Below are 14240 nucleotides of genomic sequence, written 5' to 3' on the forward strand. Positions count from 1 at the left end.
GCGCCCCTTTTCGTTCGCTAAAGCGGCGACACCCTGACGATCAGTGCGTCGTGTTTCCGGTTCCCGACAGCGAGGCCATCGCATCGACCGGGCAGCTGCCGAGCGGGCGCAGGTCGGGTTCCATCGCCGCGAACATCGCGCGCACGCCGTCCTCGTTGACGTGCAGGGCGTCCATGAACAGCTCGTCCTTGTCCACCGCGCGGCGGGCGTCGATCACGGTGACGCCGGCGGGCAAACGGCCCTTCAGGTCGGCGAAGAAGGCGTCGAAATTCTTCAGCTTGCCGGCATAGGTCGGGAAATAGGGGGTGATGACCACCGCCACCCGGGTGCCCTGTGCCTGGGCGCTGGCGATGATGTGGTCCAGCGCCTGCCAGTTGGCGGCGTCGGCGGTCATCATCTCCTCCGGTGCGGCGGCCAGCTGCGCCTTCATCGGGTCGGGAATGGCGCCCACCAGGGTGCGGTCGGCGGCCGGCTTCACCAGCCCGGCGATCAGCCGCATGGTCTGGTTGTTGTTGAAGGTCATCAGGTTGAAGGCGTGGTTGGCCATCCACAGCTCCTGGTTTTCCTGACGGACGAAGGCGTCGATCCGCGGCGAGTAGTAAGCCAGCAGCGGCAGGTCGGCCAGATCGTGCGGATTGTCGACCAGGCCGGTCGGCTCCAGCACCAGCAGGCGCGGCGCGCCGTGCCGCTCGACGTAATCGTCCCACAACAGGGCCGACAGGACGGTCGGCGCCCCGCCCATGCCGAGGTTGAGCGCCCGGCCGCAGGTCATGTCCTGAAGTGCCGAGACCGGGAAGTGGTTGTCCGCCCGCGAGTTGCCGAGCACCAGCACGTCGGCCGGGCCGCTGGCCGGCTTGGCGGTGGGGCCGGCCGCCGGACCGTTGGCCGGCCGCGGCTGCGTCGTCAGGGCGGCCTTCACCAGCAGGGCGTTCGGCTGCTCCTCCTGGCCGGCGGGCGGCTTGATGCCGGGCTTGGTACCCGGCTGGGTGCCCGGATTGGTCCCTGGGCCGATGGCGGGCTGCTGCGCAGCCTCGAACGGGCGGTAGACCGTCATGAAGCGATCGCTGGAGCGCAGCAGAAGATCGCCCAGCGCCGAGGCCAGAACCCGGTCCATCGCGGTGACGGTGGCGAGGATCAGCGCGATGCAAGCCAGAAGGCGGTACATGGGGAGGTCTCCGTCCGGTCAGAACTGGAAGTAGATGAAGGCGTGGTTGGCGAAGCTGCCGAACAGCAGCATCACCAGGATCAGGGCCGAGCAGGCCATCGAGCGCGCCACCACATTGGTCCCGGCATAGCGGCGGCCGGCGCCGCGCTCGACCATCATGTCGACCAGCAGAACGATCAGGCCGGCAACGGCGACGCGGATCAGCGTGCTGGCCTGCTGGTTGCCCTGCTGGAGGCCGAAATCGCCATGGCCGATGATGCCGAGGATGGTCCAGACGGTTTGCAGGTTGTCGGCGCGGAAGGGCAGCCAGGTGAGCGTCACCACGATGAAGACGAGGCCGATCATCACCAGCCGCCCGGCGGCCAGCATCGGGCCGTTGAGGCGCACCGGGCTGGCGGCTGCCAGCCGGCGCACGCCGTCCTCCACCAGCATCAGGCCGCCATGCATCGCGCCCCACAGCACGAAGGTCCAGTTGGCGCCGTGCCACAGGCCGGAGATCAGCATGGTGATGACCACGTTGCGGATGCGCAGCCAGCGCGTGCGGCTGCCGCCCATCGGCACATAGAGATAGTCGCGGAACCAAGTGGACAGCGAGATGTGCCAGCGCCGCCAGAAGTCGCGCATGCCGGTGGCGAAGTAGGGGCGGGCGAAATTCTCGCACATGGTGTAGCCGAAGATCTGCGCCAGCCCGATGGCGATCAGCGAATAGCCGGCGAAGTCGCCGTAGATCTGCAAGGAAAAGCAGACCAGCCCGATCACATGCTGGAGCGCATTGAAGAACTCCGGCTGGTGAAAGCGGGCGTCGACCACCACGGCGGCGTTGTCGGCCAGCCCGATCTTCAGGAAATAGCCCCAGATCACCTTTTCCAGCCCGGCGAAGCGCTCCTCGAACGGGATCTCGCGCGGGCGCTGCTGGATTTGCGGCAGCAGGTCGCGCGCCCGCACGATCGGGCCGGCCACCAGCTGCGGGAAGAAGGCGACGAAGGTGGCGTAGCGCATCAGCGAGCGCTCCGGCTCCTTCACCTCGCCGGTGTATAGGTCGATGCCATAGCTGAGGTTCTGGAAGGTGTAGAAGGAGATGCCGACCGGCAGCAGGATGTCCAACGTCCGACGTCCGATCTCCACCCCCAGCGAGGCCAGGGCGATCTCGGCGCTGTCGGCGAAGAAATTGTAGTATTTGAAGAAGAACAGCATGCCCAGGTTGGCGCCCAGGCTGATGAACAGGTACATCTTCTTCGTGCTGCGGTCGGGCGAGTCTGCGATCTTCAACCCGCAATAAAAGTCGATGAAGGTGCTGAGCGCCAGCAGCCCGCAGAACCGGTAATCCCAATAGCCGTAGAAGATATAGCTGGCCACCAGCAGGAAGGGCGTGAAGGCGCGCGTGCGGGCCAGCGCCATGAAGCCGGCGCTGAACACGGTGATGAACAGCAGGAAATTCAGGCTGGTGAAGCTCATCGTGCCCCCGGCAGAGGTGTCGCGCGTCCAGGCGTTCGCGCAAGGAAGGCCCTGCGCGGAATCGCGCACGGGGTGTCCGGCGGAATCGCGCAAGAAAGGTGAAGAACGACGCAGAAGATAAGCTCGATTTCGGGGAATCCCGGCCGCCGCGGTAGGGTTGTGCGGCCGGATATGGGACGTACTCTGAAATGAACCGGTCCGATGATTCCAAACGGATAGGACCACCAAGCAGGGGCTCGGCCATACTCGAAAGTGGCAAGCCGTCCCGGTGCGGCGGCGCGGTCCGGGGCGGCCCTGCTCATTAAGGGGGTGCAAGGCGGGGGACGAGCGGCTACATATGCAGCCGACACACCCTTCAACTCTGGCTGACGAGGAGGCACCGCCATGCGGGCCGAGATCGAAGCGGCCGCCGGCGAGATCAGAGAATCGCTGGCGCTGCTGAGGAGGCATCTTTGACTGGGACAATGCACTGCGGCGTCTCGACGAACTGAACAACCTCGCTGAGGATCCCAAGCTTTGGGACGATCCGACGCGGGCCCAGACCATCATGCGCGAGCGCACCCAGCTCGACACCTCCGTCGCCGGCTACCGCGCGCTGGAGCGTGACCTGTCCGACAGCCTGGAGCTGATCGAGATGGGCGAGCTGGAGGGGGACGCCACCGTCGTCGCCGATGCGGAGGCCCAGCTTTACGGACTGCGCGACCGCGCCAACAAGCTGCAGATCGAAAGCCTGCTGTCGGGCGAGGCCGATGCCAACGACTGCTTCGTCGAAGTGAATGCCGGCGCCGGCGGCACGGAGGCCCAGGATTGGGCGCTGATGCTGATGCGCATGTACACCCGCTGGGCGGAACAGCACGGCTACAAGGCGGAATGGCTGGACGAGACGCCGGGCGAAGAGGCCGGCATCAAGTCCGCGACCGTTCAGATCAAGGGCCACAACGCCTATGGCTGGCTGAAGACCGAGGCCGGCGTGCACCGTCTGGTGCGCATCAGCCCGTTCGACAGCCAGGCGCGGCGCCAGACCAGCTTCTCGGCCGTCTCGATTTCCCCGGTGATCGACGACAAGATCGACATCGAGATCAACGAGAAGGACTGCCGCATCGACACCTACCGGGCGTCGGGCGCCGGCGGCCAGCACATCAACAAGACGGACTCGGCGGTGCGCATCACGCACATCCCGACGAACATCGTGGTGAGCTGCCAGCAGGAACGGTCGCAGCACAAGAACCGCGCCAAGGCGTGGGACATGCTGCGTGCCCGCCTGTACGAGCGCGAGCTGAAAATCCGCGAGGATGCCGCCGCCGCGCTGGAAGCCACCAAGACCGACATCGGCTGGGGCCATCAGAATCCGCTCCTATGTCCTGCACCCCTACCAGATGGTGAAGGATCTGCGGACGGAGGTGGAGACCTCGCAGAGCCAAGCGGTGCTGGACGGTGCGCTCGATCCCTTCCTGGAGGCGGCACTCGCCGCCCGGATCAAGGGGCAGAGCGACGACGCGCACGCCGCCGGGGGCTGACCGGTCGGAACGAAGGAAAGGGCGGTCGCTTGCGGCCGCCCTTTTCGATTCGGTGCGTTTTTGGAATGCCCATCCATGGAATGGAAGGGTGGGCTCGGCTGTTTCAACAGACTGCTACTCCAACGATGCGGAGCGACCGATCCATGAACAGACTTCTGCTTCCGGTTCTTTGCGGCGCCATGCTGCTGGCGACTCCGGCCTTTGCTGCCTGCGAAACGGACAACCTGCCCGACGAGATGCGCCGGGCCTTCATCTCCGGCGCCCAGGAGGCGCTGAACGACCATGGCTTCAACGCCGGTTCGGTCGATGGCCAGATGGGATCGCGCACCCGCACGGCGATCCGCTCCTACCAGCGCGCGGCCAAGCTGCCGGTGGACGGCTGTGCCACCCAGGGCCTTCTCGACCACCTGAATTTCAGCCAGCCCAAGATCTACGGCCCCAACAAGCCGCGCTGATCCGGCGTCAGGCCAGCATGTCGAGCAGGCGCCGGCTGTTTTCCTGCGTCGCCTGGAGCACCTTGGCGTTCGCGGCGAAATCCACCTGGGCCGAGGTCAGGTCCAGCACCACGGCGGGGTCCAGGTTGCCGGCGGCGATCTGTTCCGACGCCGCCTCGGTGCGGGCCTGCGCGTCCTGCAGGCCGTCGACGGCGCTGGCCTGCGGCCGGTAGGGCGTGGCGGTGGTGGCCGATCCGATGTCCATGGCACGCTGTCCGGCTGGTTGAGCGGCCAGCGTAGCGCGGCGGGGGTTTAGGGTTGGTGAATGGGGGCGGTGCTCCCCCGGATCGTCAACCGTCCGTCATCACCCCTGCGCCAGCCAGTCCGCCAGCCGCCCCAGGAAGGCCGCGGCCTCCGCCGGGTCGTGCAGGCTCCAGGTCGCGGCCGTCTCCGCCGGGCCGTCCATCACCCGGATGCCGATGCCGTTCCCGTCTCCCCGGCTTGCCAGGGCGCGGAAGGCATCCTCGTCGGTTTCGTCGTCGCCGAGATAGATCGGCATGGTGCCGTCCCCTTCCAGCCCCAGCGCCTCCAGCAGGGCGAGCACGGCGCGGCCCTTGTCCCAGGGCAGGTTGGGGCGAAGCTCGAACAATTCCTTGCCGCCGGTCATGCGCAGGCGCGGCTGGACCTCCACCACCGCGCGGACGACATCGGCGACCCGGGGCTTTTCGGCTGAGGCGACCTGACGGGTGTGGATGGCGATGGCGAAGCGCTTGCGCTCCACCAGCGCGCCGGCGATGCCGCCGAGCCGGTCGCGCAGATTGCTGTCGGCGATGTCGAGGTCGGGGACATACTCCACCCCCACTTGGCGGCGCAGGCCCGGACCGCGCAGGTCGAAGCCATGGCTGCCGGCATAGACCAAGCCGTCCACCGCCACCATCGCCGTCAGGTCGTCCAGGTCGCGGCCGCTGACGAAGGCGACCGGGCAGAGCGCCGACAGCCGCTGCACCACCGCGCGCGCCTCGTCGGGCATCGTTGCCAGTTCGGGACGCGGCGCAATGGCGGCCAGCGTTCCGTCATAGTCGAGGAAGAGGGCAGGGGTGCGGCTGCCCAGGGATGCGGTGAAGGCGTCGAATTCCGCCAAGGCGGAGGGGGGATGGAGGGTCAAGGCTGGGTCCTCAGCGCCGCTGCCGGTCGGAATGCGGCGGTCGGCCAATGCCGGCACGCCGCGTTGGTGTAACGGCCGGACTGCCGGACTGGCTTGCGCTCCAGCAAAAGGATTGACCCGGCTGTGGCCGATGCGCAACAGGCCCCTCCAAAAGCTGCGGCCCCACGCAGGGGCCGGCTTTGGGGGTTGCAGCGCCCCCCGCTTCTGGTACTGTTGCAGTGCAGCAAGCGATTGCTGCTTCGCCCTTCTTGGGCGTTTCCTCCCTAAACTCAAGGCCGCTGTTTCCAGCGGCCTTTTTCTTGCCAGAAAGCCCCCCGGGAAGGCAACCCCTGACAAAAGTCATAGCGCTGCGATCTTCATGTCTGAAACCGGGAGGCCGGGGCAAGAGCAGCAAGGGGCCATCGCAGCGCAGCGGGTCAAGAGAATTCAAAATTCCTTTTGTTTACAAATAGATGAAGCGGGGTTTTCCGGCTCTTCGGCGCGGCCCCCTGCGCGGCGGGCGCGGGCGGGAAGGTCGCGTCCGCAAATTTGGCGGCATCATCGGCCAGCATGTGCCCCCGGATTTTTTTCGTGCGGAGCGCGCAGGGGAGTGAAAAACCGCCGCAGGGGGAACGGAGGCACTGCCGCCGGAGGTCGAACTGTCGTATAGATCGAAGCGAAACGCCTATCCGCCGTCATCCACAGGAGCCGTTCCCATGGACATCGCCATCATGGTTCTCGCCGTCGCGTTCTTCTTCTGGCAGACCATCACCGATTGAGCGCATCGCCGACCGAACCGGCATCCGACGGTCAGGCGAACGGAAAGGGCGGTCCCATCGGGCCGCCCTTTTTCCATGTCGCCAATTCAATGCCGCCAATGGCGGACTGGCGCGTCAGTCGGCGGCGATGGGCGGTTCCAGCCGGGCATGGGCCGACGCGATCAGTTGCAGCGTCTCCATGATCGAGCCGATGGCCTCATGCAGGTCGGCCTGCTCGTCGCCGGGCAAGGTCGCCAGCACCGTTTCCAACTCGACCGCCGCGTCCTGCAGACGCGCACAGGCATGCTCCAGATGGAGGCCGGTGCCAAGGACGGCTTGCTGACCACTTGCCCCAGGATCATTTGCAGAATGCAAACGAACTGCCGGTTTTCCCGCCCGCGTCGCGTTCCGGTTTGCAAAATGCAAATGAACGCTGCTGCCCGTGGCTCGCGTCCCCAATTTCTTCCGCATCATGGGCATATCCCCCGTTCGGTCTGAAGGGAGAATGCGCAAGTCCCGTGCCACCCGTGACCGTTGGTTGCGTCTGCTGTCTCGAAAGTGGTGCTGTGGCCGGGACGCCGGTCAGTCCGGCCACAGGCGGGCGGCACCGCGCATGCCGCTTTCCGCGCCATGGCGGGCGACGGCCATCCGGGTGCGCGGATCGGCGGTCAGGGCCCAGGCGCCCCAGCGCCGCGTCACCGTCTCGCACAGGCCGGGCAGGGCGGACAGGCCGCCGCCGATCACAATCATGTCGGGATCCAGCAGGTTCAGCACCGGCGCCAGCGCGCGGGCCAGGGCATCGGCATGGCGGGCCAGCGTTCCGGCCGCGGCGGCATCGCCGACGAGCGCGCGGGCGGCGATCTCCGGCGGGTCCAGCGTCTCGCCGGTCAGATGACGGTGCAGGCGCGATAGCCCGGCCCCGCACAGCATGGTTTCCAGGCAGCCGATCCTGCCGCAGCCGCAGGGCACCGGCGGGCCGTCCGCCTCCTCGCGCCAGGGCAGCGGCGCATGGCCCCATTCGCCGGCCAGCCCGTTGGCGCCGGGCAGGATGCGGCCATCCACCACGATGCCGCCGCCGACACCGGTGCCGAGGATGACGCCGAACACCACCGGACCTCCGCCGGCCGCCGCCCCATCGGTTGCTTCCGACAGGGTGAAGCAGTTGGCGTCGTTGGCGATCCGCACCGGCCGCCCGATCCGCCGCGTTGCGTCTGCAACGAGGGAACGGCCGTCCAGCCAGGGCAGGTTGACCGCCCTTACCCGTCCGGCGGCGGCGTCCACCACACCAGGCAGGCTGATGCCGATACCGCCGGTTCCAGCCGGGTCGAGGGCGTTCACCGTCTCCGCCAAGGCGTCCAGCGTGGCGTCGAAGCCGCGGGGGGTCGGACGGCGGTGGCGGGCGAGTTCCGTCCCGTCGCCGTCCAGCGCCACGGCGGCGATCTTGGTGCCGCCCAAATCGATTCCGACTTGCATGACTGTCGCTGTCCGGATGGTGGGATATGACCGAATTTCGGCGGCAACCCTATACCTCTCCCCCGTCCGGCGGACCAGGGTTGCTTTCGCGCCGGAAGGGTCAGTCCACCCACCCCGGAAGAGAGGGGGCAACCGCCCTTTGCTCCGTCGGGGCTTGGGGGGCGCATCACTAGAGTCTCATCAGCGCATCCTTCACTGATCGGCGTCTTGAGATGTCCATGGACCGTTCTGCCCCGAAACATTCCTCGCGCGCCCGGCGCGCCGCTCCGGGCCACCACGATCCCGTTTCCGAATCCGCCGGTGTCACGGCGGCCGAGATTCGCGATGGACTGGTGCTCGCCTTCCTGGCGCGCAAAAGGCTGCTGGTGCTGGTGGGCGATGCCGGCTCGGGCCGTCCCGCCCTGTTCCGCCAGCTGGTCGAGCATGTCGAGGCCGACGGTGCCATGGCGCTGCCGGTCGCGGCGTCGGTCGGATCGGAGGTTGAGGATCTGGTCGCTGCCGCCGGCACCGGTGCCCTGCCCGATCTGGTTCCGGGGGAGGACGGCGAGACCGATTTCGACACGTTGATCGCGGCGCTGGAGGAGCGGCTGGAGCTTGCCGGATCGGGCCTGCTGGCGGTGGACAACGCCGCCGTGCTGGCACCGCCGGTGCTGGCCGATCTGGTCGATCTGACGCGGGCGGAGACGCCGGCCGGACGCTTCATGCAGGTGCTGCTCTGCGGCACGCCCGAGCTGGAAGGCACATTGGCGCGCGCCGGTCTGACCGATGAGTTGCGCGACATGGGCGTGATCTACCGGATGACGGCGGGCGGCTTCGTCGACGACGTGCGGGAGCCGGCTCCGGCGCTGCAGCCCGTGTCCCGGCCTGCGCCCCTTCCCGGGCCGATGCTGGCTGTACCGCCCCAGCCCCAGCCACAACAGGCTCCGGTGCAATCCGCCGCGATTCCACCGGCGAACGATTGGTCGGTGGGGCAGCGCCGGGAAAACCCGCCGCAAGAGACCTGGCAGCAGGATGAGCGTTGGGAGGGCCAGGGCTGGTCGCCGGACGGCGGTCAGGCCGGTGCCGTGCAGGCGCCGCGGCGCACCGCGCTTTATGCCGGGGCGGCGCTGACCACGCTGGTCCTGCTGGGCGCCGCCGGTGCCGCCATCGCCACCGCCGTGCCGGGCGCCTTCCCCGACCGTGCCCTGGCCATGGTCGAGGAGGGCTGGGCCAAGGCGCGCGATGCGGTCGAGCGCACCGTGCAGGGCCTGACCGGTGCCACGGCTCCGGCCGAGCGGCAGCATGCCGTCACGGTGCCGGTCGCACCGGCTGCGGACGCGACCGCCTCGGCCGCCATCGCTCCTTCCACCGCATCGACGGCCCCGACCACGCAGACGGCTGTCCAGGCGCCCGCCGCGCCGCCCACCGCCGGCACCCAGACGGTGTCGAAGCCGGCGCCGCCTGCCTCGACGACCGTGCCGGCGGCGGCTGCTCCGATCGAAACCGCGGCGTTGCCGCCGGCCCAGGCGCAGCCGTCGGCCGCCAAGGCCTCCTCGACCGGCAACACGGAAGCGGCGCCGGGCGTCGCCTCGCTGCCGCCGCTGGAAGACCCGTCGACGACCGCCGCGGTTCCCGCTGCTCCCGCCGCTCCGGATGCCGACACCGCCCTGCGCGTGCGGACGATGGTCGATCAGGCCCGCCGCCAGATCGCCGGCAAGCGCCTGACCACCCCGCCGGGCGACAATGCCTATGAGACGGTGCAGCGCATCCGCCAGATCGCGCCGTCGTCGCCGGAGGTGGCGGAGTTGCTGACCACCATGACGGACACCTATCGCCGCTGGGCGATGCTGGCCGAGCGGGACGGCGATTGGTCGGAGACGAAGCGTTTCTACGAGCGGGCGCAGATGATCTCGCCGGAAAGCCCCGATCTGGCCGAGCGCATCCGTGCCGCGAGCGAACAGCGGGTCTACACCGGTCCCTCCGTCGGGCCTGCCAGCGGGACCGCTATCGGCACCGCTGGCGGCACTGCGCCAGGAAGCTCCGCGGCGCCGGTGAAGGCGACGCCGGGGCTAGGCGACCGCGAATCGGTCCTGGCCCTGCTGCGCAATCCGGCGGAGCTGTCGCGCACGCTCCAGGCCGGCGCCAGCGCCGACACGCGGCTGGACAATGGCAAGACCCTGCTGATGATCGCCGCCGAACAGGGGCTGGCCGACGCGGTGCGCGTGCTGCTCGACCGCCATGCCCGCACCGACCTGCGCACCTCCGACGGCGCCACCGCTGTGATGTATGCCGCCTGGGGCGGGCATGACGGGGTGGTCCGGGCGCTGGCCGAGGGCGGCGCCGACCTCGACACCACCAACAGCGATGGCAAGACCGCGCTGATGGCCGCCGCCGCCCGCGGCCACCAGGAGGTGGCGCGCACGCTGATCCAGCGCGGGGTGATGGTCGACCGCACCACCGCCTATGGCTGGTCGGCGCTGATGTACGCCGCCAACAACGGGCACGAGGCGGTGGCGAAGCTGCTGCTCGACAGCGGGGCGAACCCCTACCGCATGGATGCCAACGGCAATTCGGCCCTGACGCTCGGCGCGTTGCAGGGGCATGTGCAGGTGGTGGAAGCCCTGAAGCCGCGCTGATCGAAGCCGGGTTGATCCTACCGGCGGATCTCGCCGGTAGCGTCTACTGGCCGTTTACTGGTCAAGGCGGACGGAACCGCGCCACATCCCGGCGCTCTGTCCGCCATTGGCGTAGTGGAAGATGCCGGGGCCGTCCGGCTGGCCGTTGCGGAACCGTCCGGCGAAGCGGCTGCCGTCGTTGAAGGTCATCACGCCGAAGCCGGACATCAGATCGCCCGACCACTCCCCTTCATAGGTCTGGCCGTTGGCGAAATGGTAGACGCCGGTTCCCTGGCGGATCGGGCGGCCCAGTGCCGTGCTGGCTCCCGAATTCGACGAGGGCTGTGCCCAGCCGCCCTCATAGCGGTCTCCGCCGGAAAAGCCGTAGCTCCAGAACCGGCTGTCGGGTCGGCTGCGCGCCCGCTCCGCGGCGGTGCGGGCATCGCCCAGCGCGCGCATCGCCTGCTGCTCCGCCTCCACCGCCGGGCCGTCCGGGCTGGAGAAGCCGGTTCCGGCCGGTGCGGTGGGGAAACTGCGCTGCTCGGTCTGGACCGGGTCGGAGTTGCCGGCGGCGGGCGGTTCGCTGCCCTGGTCCAAACCGGGGTCGCCGAAGGACGGTCCGGCCTCCACCGGGCCGCGGCCACGGGCAGCCTGCGGCGACGGGTCGGCCCAGCGGGCCGACAGCGCCCCTGCGGTGAGATAGCCGGTTCGCCCAGCCGGATCGCGCACGCGCAGCCAGCTTCCTTCCGGCACCGACTCCAGCACCGTCACGGCGCTGCCTGCCGCCAGTTGGGCGACGCCGCGGGCACCGACCGCCGGCCGGTCGAACAGGACGCCCGGCTTCGCCATTTCATAATTGCCGGGCGGAAGGCTGGAACCGGTCACCGCCGGCGGTTCCTTCGCCGGAGCGGCGGCCGGAGGCGTGGCTGGCGGGGTGGCCGGTGGCTTGGCAGGGGCGGCGGCAACCGCCGGCACCAGCACCAGAGTGCTGCCCAGCCGGTCCTGCAGCCAGGGCAACTGCCGGCCGTCGCTGCGTTCGGCCACCGAACGTGCGACCTCGGCCAGCGAATCGCGGAACGTGACCCCGGGTTTGACCATCTCGCGCGCCAGCGCGGCGGTGAAGGCATCGGGCCCCTTGCCCGACTTCGGCGGCACCGGCGGCACGCCCGGACGATGGGCATAGACGATGAACAGGCCGTCGGCCTCCATCGGCGTGCCCAGCGCGCCGCCGCCGACCCGCTGGGCCAGTGCCTCGGCGACGCCGGGATCGATCACCACGATGGACTTGCGCCCGCTGTCGCGCAGATCGCCCAGCACGCCGTCGAGGTCGAGGGCGTTGCGCGGCAGGTCATCCGCTCCGGTGGGGGCGGCATCGGCGGGCAGCAGGAATTCCCGCTCCCCCAGTCCGACGGCGAGGCCGGTGTAATAGACGAAGCCGAGGTCGGCCCCCGACAGCGCCTCGCGGAAGCGCTCCAGCGCCGATTCCATTGCGACCCGTCCGACATTGTCGGCCCGCGTCACCGAAAAGCCGGCGCTGCGCAAGGCCGATGCCATGGCGGAGGCGTTGGCGGCCGCCTGATCGGACCGGCCGTCGAGTGCTGTGTAGCGGCCGTTGTCGATGACCAGCGCCACGCGCTTGCCGGTCTCCGCCCGGGCGCCGCCTGCCTGCATGCCGCCGAAGGGCAGGGCGGCCAGCAGTGCCGCCGTCAGGACGGTCGCCTCGAGCCGGCGCCTCCACCGGCCGGCCGGGCGGCGGTCTGCATGGCTTGCGGTCGGGAGTGCGGTCTTCGTCACGGCGTTCCATCCTTACGTCATCGCGGCAGCCCGTTGCCGGGAAGCGTACCGCCGCGGGGAGCATAGCCTTTTCCGCCAGTCGGGAGCGCCGCTCATTCGGAGCGTCGGACTGTGCCGGCGTTACCCCGCGTGGGCGAGGGCAGGTCTGGGGCGGCTCTGGCGCACGTGCCACACCTCCGGTAGCAGCGGGAGATCCGGCGATGTATCGCTTTCCCTTCGCGGCGAAGCCGCCTATATGACGCTCCTTCGCAGACAACGAGGTTCGCCATGCCGCCCGCCAAGCCGTCCGCCGTCCGGATGTCCGACACCGAAATCGCCCGCGTGCAGATGTATCTGCGCAAGACGCTGGGCAATCCCAAGATCGTGATCGAGCCGCCGGCCAAGCCCGGCCAGTCGGCCGAAGTGACGGTGGATGGCGAGTTCTTCGGCACGCTGAACCGTGACGAGGACGAGGGCGAGGTGTCCTATGCCCTGAACGTCGTCATCCTGGAAGAGGACCTGCCGGAGCCGCCGGCCATTCCGCGCCGCTGATTTCCGGTTTTTTCCAGTCTATCGCCTGGGGCGCCCTAGCGGCTGCGAGCGCGAAGCTCCGCTGCCAGGGCGGCCAGCAGGGTCTGCCCGCCCGACAGGGTCAGGCCGCGGACAAGGACGATCGCCTTGTGCCCGCCGCGCCGGTGCATGACCAGCCGCACATTGCGGCTGCCGGCAGCCTTCAATTCCGCCTTCACCGCATCGTTGGGCGCCACGTTGCCGGCGACCAGCGTCATCTCCGCCTTGTGACGGTAGTCGTATGCCGGATCGATCCAGGCGACGAACAGCGGCTTGCCGCCCACCATCGGATAGAGCGCCAGATCCCGAATCGTTTCGTGCGGATGGATGCGCGCGCCGTCCACCGTCAACCCACGTTCCGTCACCCCGAGCCGTACGGCGCGGCGCTGCACCGTCTCCGACAATGTCACCACCCACAACAGCAGCACCGGCACCGCGCAGAAGGCCGCCAGCCATTGCAGCATGCCGGACAACTCGTCGGGTGCCAGCCCGGCCCCGGCGATGAAGCCGGTCGCCAGCAGCCCCGCGATCAGCAGATAGCGCGTGCGGATCACCGGCGTCAGCACCGGCGTCGCCACGAACACGGTGCCGGCCGCGCCGTCTTCGCGCGTGACTTCCAGACTGGGGGGCGGCTTGGCGGCGGGCATGTCGCTGGCGCGGTCGTGAACGGGGCGTGATCCTGTTCCGGCAGGGTGCCGCCCGTCCAGTTCTTTCGCCCTGTCCCTTCCACCGGGCATCCGCACCCGCGTTGCGTGTCCGGGCGGGATGACCTCTCGCCCCTGCCTTGAAAATGGTGGGGGCGTGGTAATCTGCGGGGCAGGAGGTGACGCGAGCCGCTTCCTGAATGACGGGACCGGTTTCCCGGCCCCGCCAATGTTGGCTTACCTATCCTGGTCCGTGTTGAAGCCGGCTTCGAACTCGAACTTCAGCTTGAACCAGAAGCGGCCGAGCCACTTCAGGAATTTTCTCACTCGCGCCACCTCCTTCCGGTTGCTGTTGGCGCATCGTGCGCGTCCTTATGCGCGAGAATACAGGGCGTGCATGTGCGTGCCAAACGCGCTGCGGTGAAAATTTCCCTCAAAGTTGCGTTCCGATGCCCTTGGGTGAGAGGGCTGGGCTTTTGCAACCCTGGTGCCCTGGTCGGGGCGGTGATAGTTTGCGGGGTGGATGATTTCTGACCAAACCGTCAGATCCGTCTTCCAAACCAGCCCGCTATCCGCCCTGTGAAGGACCGCCGCCCGTGACCTTCCCAAATCCGCTCGATGTCCGGGAGGCGTCCGCTTCCAGGCAAGGCTCGGACCGGGCCGCTTCTTCGGCCAAGTCTTCTTCGGCCAAGTCCCCGGTGGTTGTCGAGGCA

At 68.8% G+C, this 14240-nt stretch carries 11 protein-coding genes and 1 pseudogene; 4 read left to right on the forward strand and 8 right to left on the reverse strand.

Going from position 1 to position 14240, the window contains the following annotated elements; translation table 11 throughout:
- Positions 1–40: 40 nt before the first annotated feature.
- Both ACWPN8_RS04450 and ACWPN8_RS04455 read right to left on the reverse strand, forming a co-directional pair.
- On the reverse strand, positions 41–1165 hold the full coding sequence (locus ACWPN8_RS04450) for an SGNH/GDSL hydrolase family protein (protein ID WP_109449996.1): 1125 nt from the start codon (positions 1163–1165) through the stop codon (positions 41–43).
- 18 nt (positions 1166–1183) lie between these two features.
- Entirely contained in the window at positions 1184–2620 is a 1437-nt protein-coding gene (locus ACWPN8_RS04455; protein WP_109449998.1) for an MBOAT family O-acyltransferase, read from the reverse strand.
- Positions 2621–3004: 384 nt separating this feature from the next.
- On the opposite strand from ACWPN8_RS04455, the pseudogene prfB reads away from it, so the two are divergent.
- Both prfB and ACWPN8_RS04465 read left to right on the forward strand, forming a co-directional pair.
- Positions 3005–4137, forward strand: a pseudogene (gene prfB, locus ACWPN8_RS04460) (peptide chain release factor 2).
- A gap of 236 nt (positions 4138–4373) precedes the next feature.
- Positions 4374–4592, forward strand: coding sequence for a peptidoglycan-binding domain-containing protein (locus tag ACWPN8_RS04465; RefSeq protein ID WP_492241371.1), 219 nt, complete (start codon positions 4374–4376; stop codon positions 4590–4592).
- 7 nt (positions 4593–4599) lie between these two features.
- On the opposite strand, the gene ACWPN8_RS04470 is transcribed toward ACWPN8_RS04465, so the two are convergent.
- The 4 genes from ACWPN8_RS04470 to ACWPN8_RS04485 form a co-directional block, all read right to left on the reverse strand.
- Positions 4600–4836, reverse strand: coding sequence for a hypothetical protein (locus ACWPN8_RS04470; protein WP_109450004.1), 237 nt, complete (start codon positions 4834–4836; stop codon positions 4600–4602).
- 99 nt (positions 4837–4935) lie between these two features.
- Entirely contained in the window at positions 4936–5736 is an 801-nt protein-coding gene (gene otsB / locus ACWPN8_RS04475) for a trehalose-phosphatase (RefSeq protein ID WP_492240018.1), read from the reverse strand.
- An 872-nt stretch (positions 5737–6608) separates the two neighbouring features.
- Positions 6609–6743, reverse strand: coding sequence for a hypothetical protein (locus ACWPN8_RS04480; RefSeq protein ID WP_492240019.1), 135 nt, complete (start codon positions 6741–6743; stop codon positions 6609–6611).
- 312 nt (positions 6744–7055) lie between these two features.
- Complete coding sequence (locus tag ACWPN8_RS04485; RefSeq protein ID WP_492240020.1) at positions 7056–7946, reverse strand: ROK family protein; 891 nt, start codon at positions 7944–7946, stop codon at positions 7056–7058.
- A gap of 218 nt (positions 7947–8164) precedes the next feature.
- Here ACWPN8_RS04485 and ACWPN8_RS04490 point away from each other — a divergent pair, with 218 nt between their 5' ends.
- The gene (locus ACWPN8_RS04490) at positions 8165–10561 is read left to right on the forward strand and encodes an ankyrin repeat domain-containing protein (protein ID WP_492240021.1); all 2397 of its coding nucleotides are present in this window, start codon (positions 8165–8167) and stop codon (positions 10559–10561) included.
- A 54-nt stretch (positions 10562–10615) separates the two neighbouring features.
- Here the strand turns inward: ACWPN8_RS04490 and ACWPN8_RS04495 are convergent, their stop codons facing one another.
- The gene (locus ACWPN8_RS04495; RefSeq protein WP_492240022.1) at positions 10616–12334 is read right to left on the reverse strand and encodes a caspase family protein; all 1719 of its coding nucleotides are present in this window, start codon (positions 12332–12334) and stop codon (positions 10616–10618) included.
- A gap of 267 nt (positions 12335–12601) precedes the next feature.
- Here ACWPN8_RS04495 and ACWPN8_RS04500 point away from each other — a divergent pair, with 267 nt between their 5' ends.
- The gene (locus tag ACWPN8_RS04500) at positions 12602–12865 is read left to right on the forward strand and encodes a DUF3126 family protein (RefSeq protein WP_098740518.1); all 264 of its coding nucleotides are present in this window, start codon (positions 12602–12604) and stop codon (positions 12863–12865) included.
- A gap of 35 nt (positions 12866–12900) precedes the next feature.
- On the opposite strand, the gene ACWPN8_RS04505 is transcribed toward ACWPN8_RS04500, so the two are convergent.
- Positions 12901–13530: a hypothetical protein gene (locus ACWPN8_RS04505; RefSeq protein ID WP_109450010.1), complete on the reverse strand. Its 630-nt coding sequence runs from the start codon at positions 13528–13530 to the stop codon at positions 12901–12903.
- Between the last annotated feature and the right edge of the window lie 710 nt (positions 13531–14240).

This window comes from Azospirillum sp. UENF 112521 (genome assembly GCF_058780665.1).

What these genes read in the sequence shown, in the direction of transcription:
- ACWPN8_RS04465 (WP_492241371.1), top strand. Translation starts at nt 4,374, where the DNA reads ATGCGCCGGGCCTTCATCTCCGGCGCCCAGGAGGCGCTGAACGACCAT.
- ACWPN8_RS04470 (WP_109450004.1), bottom strand. Translation starts at nt 4,836, where the DNA reads ATGGACATCGGATCGGCCACCACCGCCACGCCCTACCGGCCGCAGGCC.
- ACWPN8_RS04490 (WP_492240021.1), top strand. Translation starts at nt 8,165, where the DNA reads ATGGACCGTTCTGCCCCGAAACATTCCTCGCGCGCCCGGCGCGCCGCT.
- ACWPN8_RS04500 (WP_098740518.1), top strand. Translation starts at nt 12,602, where the DNA reads ATGCCGCCCGCCAAGCCGTCCGCCGTCCGGATGTCCGACACCGAAATC.
- ACWPN8_RS04455 (WP_109449998.1), bottom strand. Translation starts at nt 2,620, where the DNA reads ATGAGCTTCACCAGCCTGAATTTCCTGCTGTTCATCACCGTGTTCAGC.
- ACWPN8_RS04485 (WP_492240020.1), bottom strand. Translation starts at nt 7,946, where the DNA reads ATGCAAGTCGGAATCGATTTGGGCGGCACCAAGATCGCCGCCGTGGCG.
- ACWPN8_RS04450 (WP_109449996.1), bottom strand. Translation starts at nt 1,165, where the DNA reads ATGTACCGCCTTCTGGCTTGCATCGCGCTGATCCTCGCCACCGTCACC.
- ACWPN8_RS04505 (WP_109450010.1), bottom strand. Translation starts at nt 13,530, where the DNA reads ATGCCCGCCGCCAAGCCGCCCCCCAGTCTGGAAGTCACGCGCGAAGAC.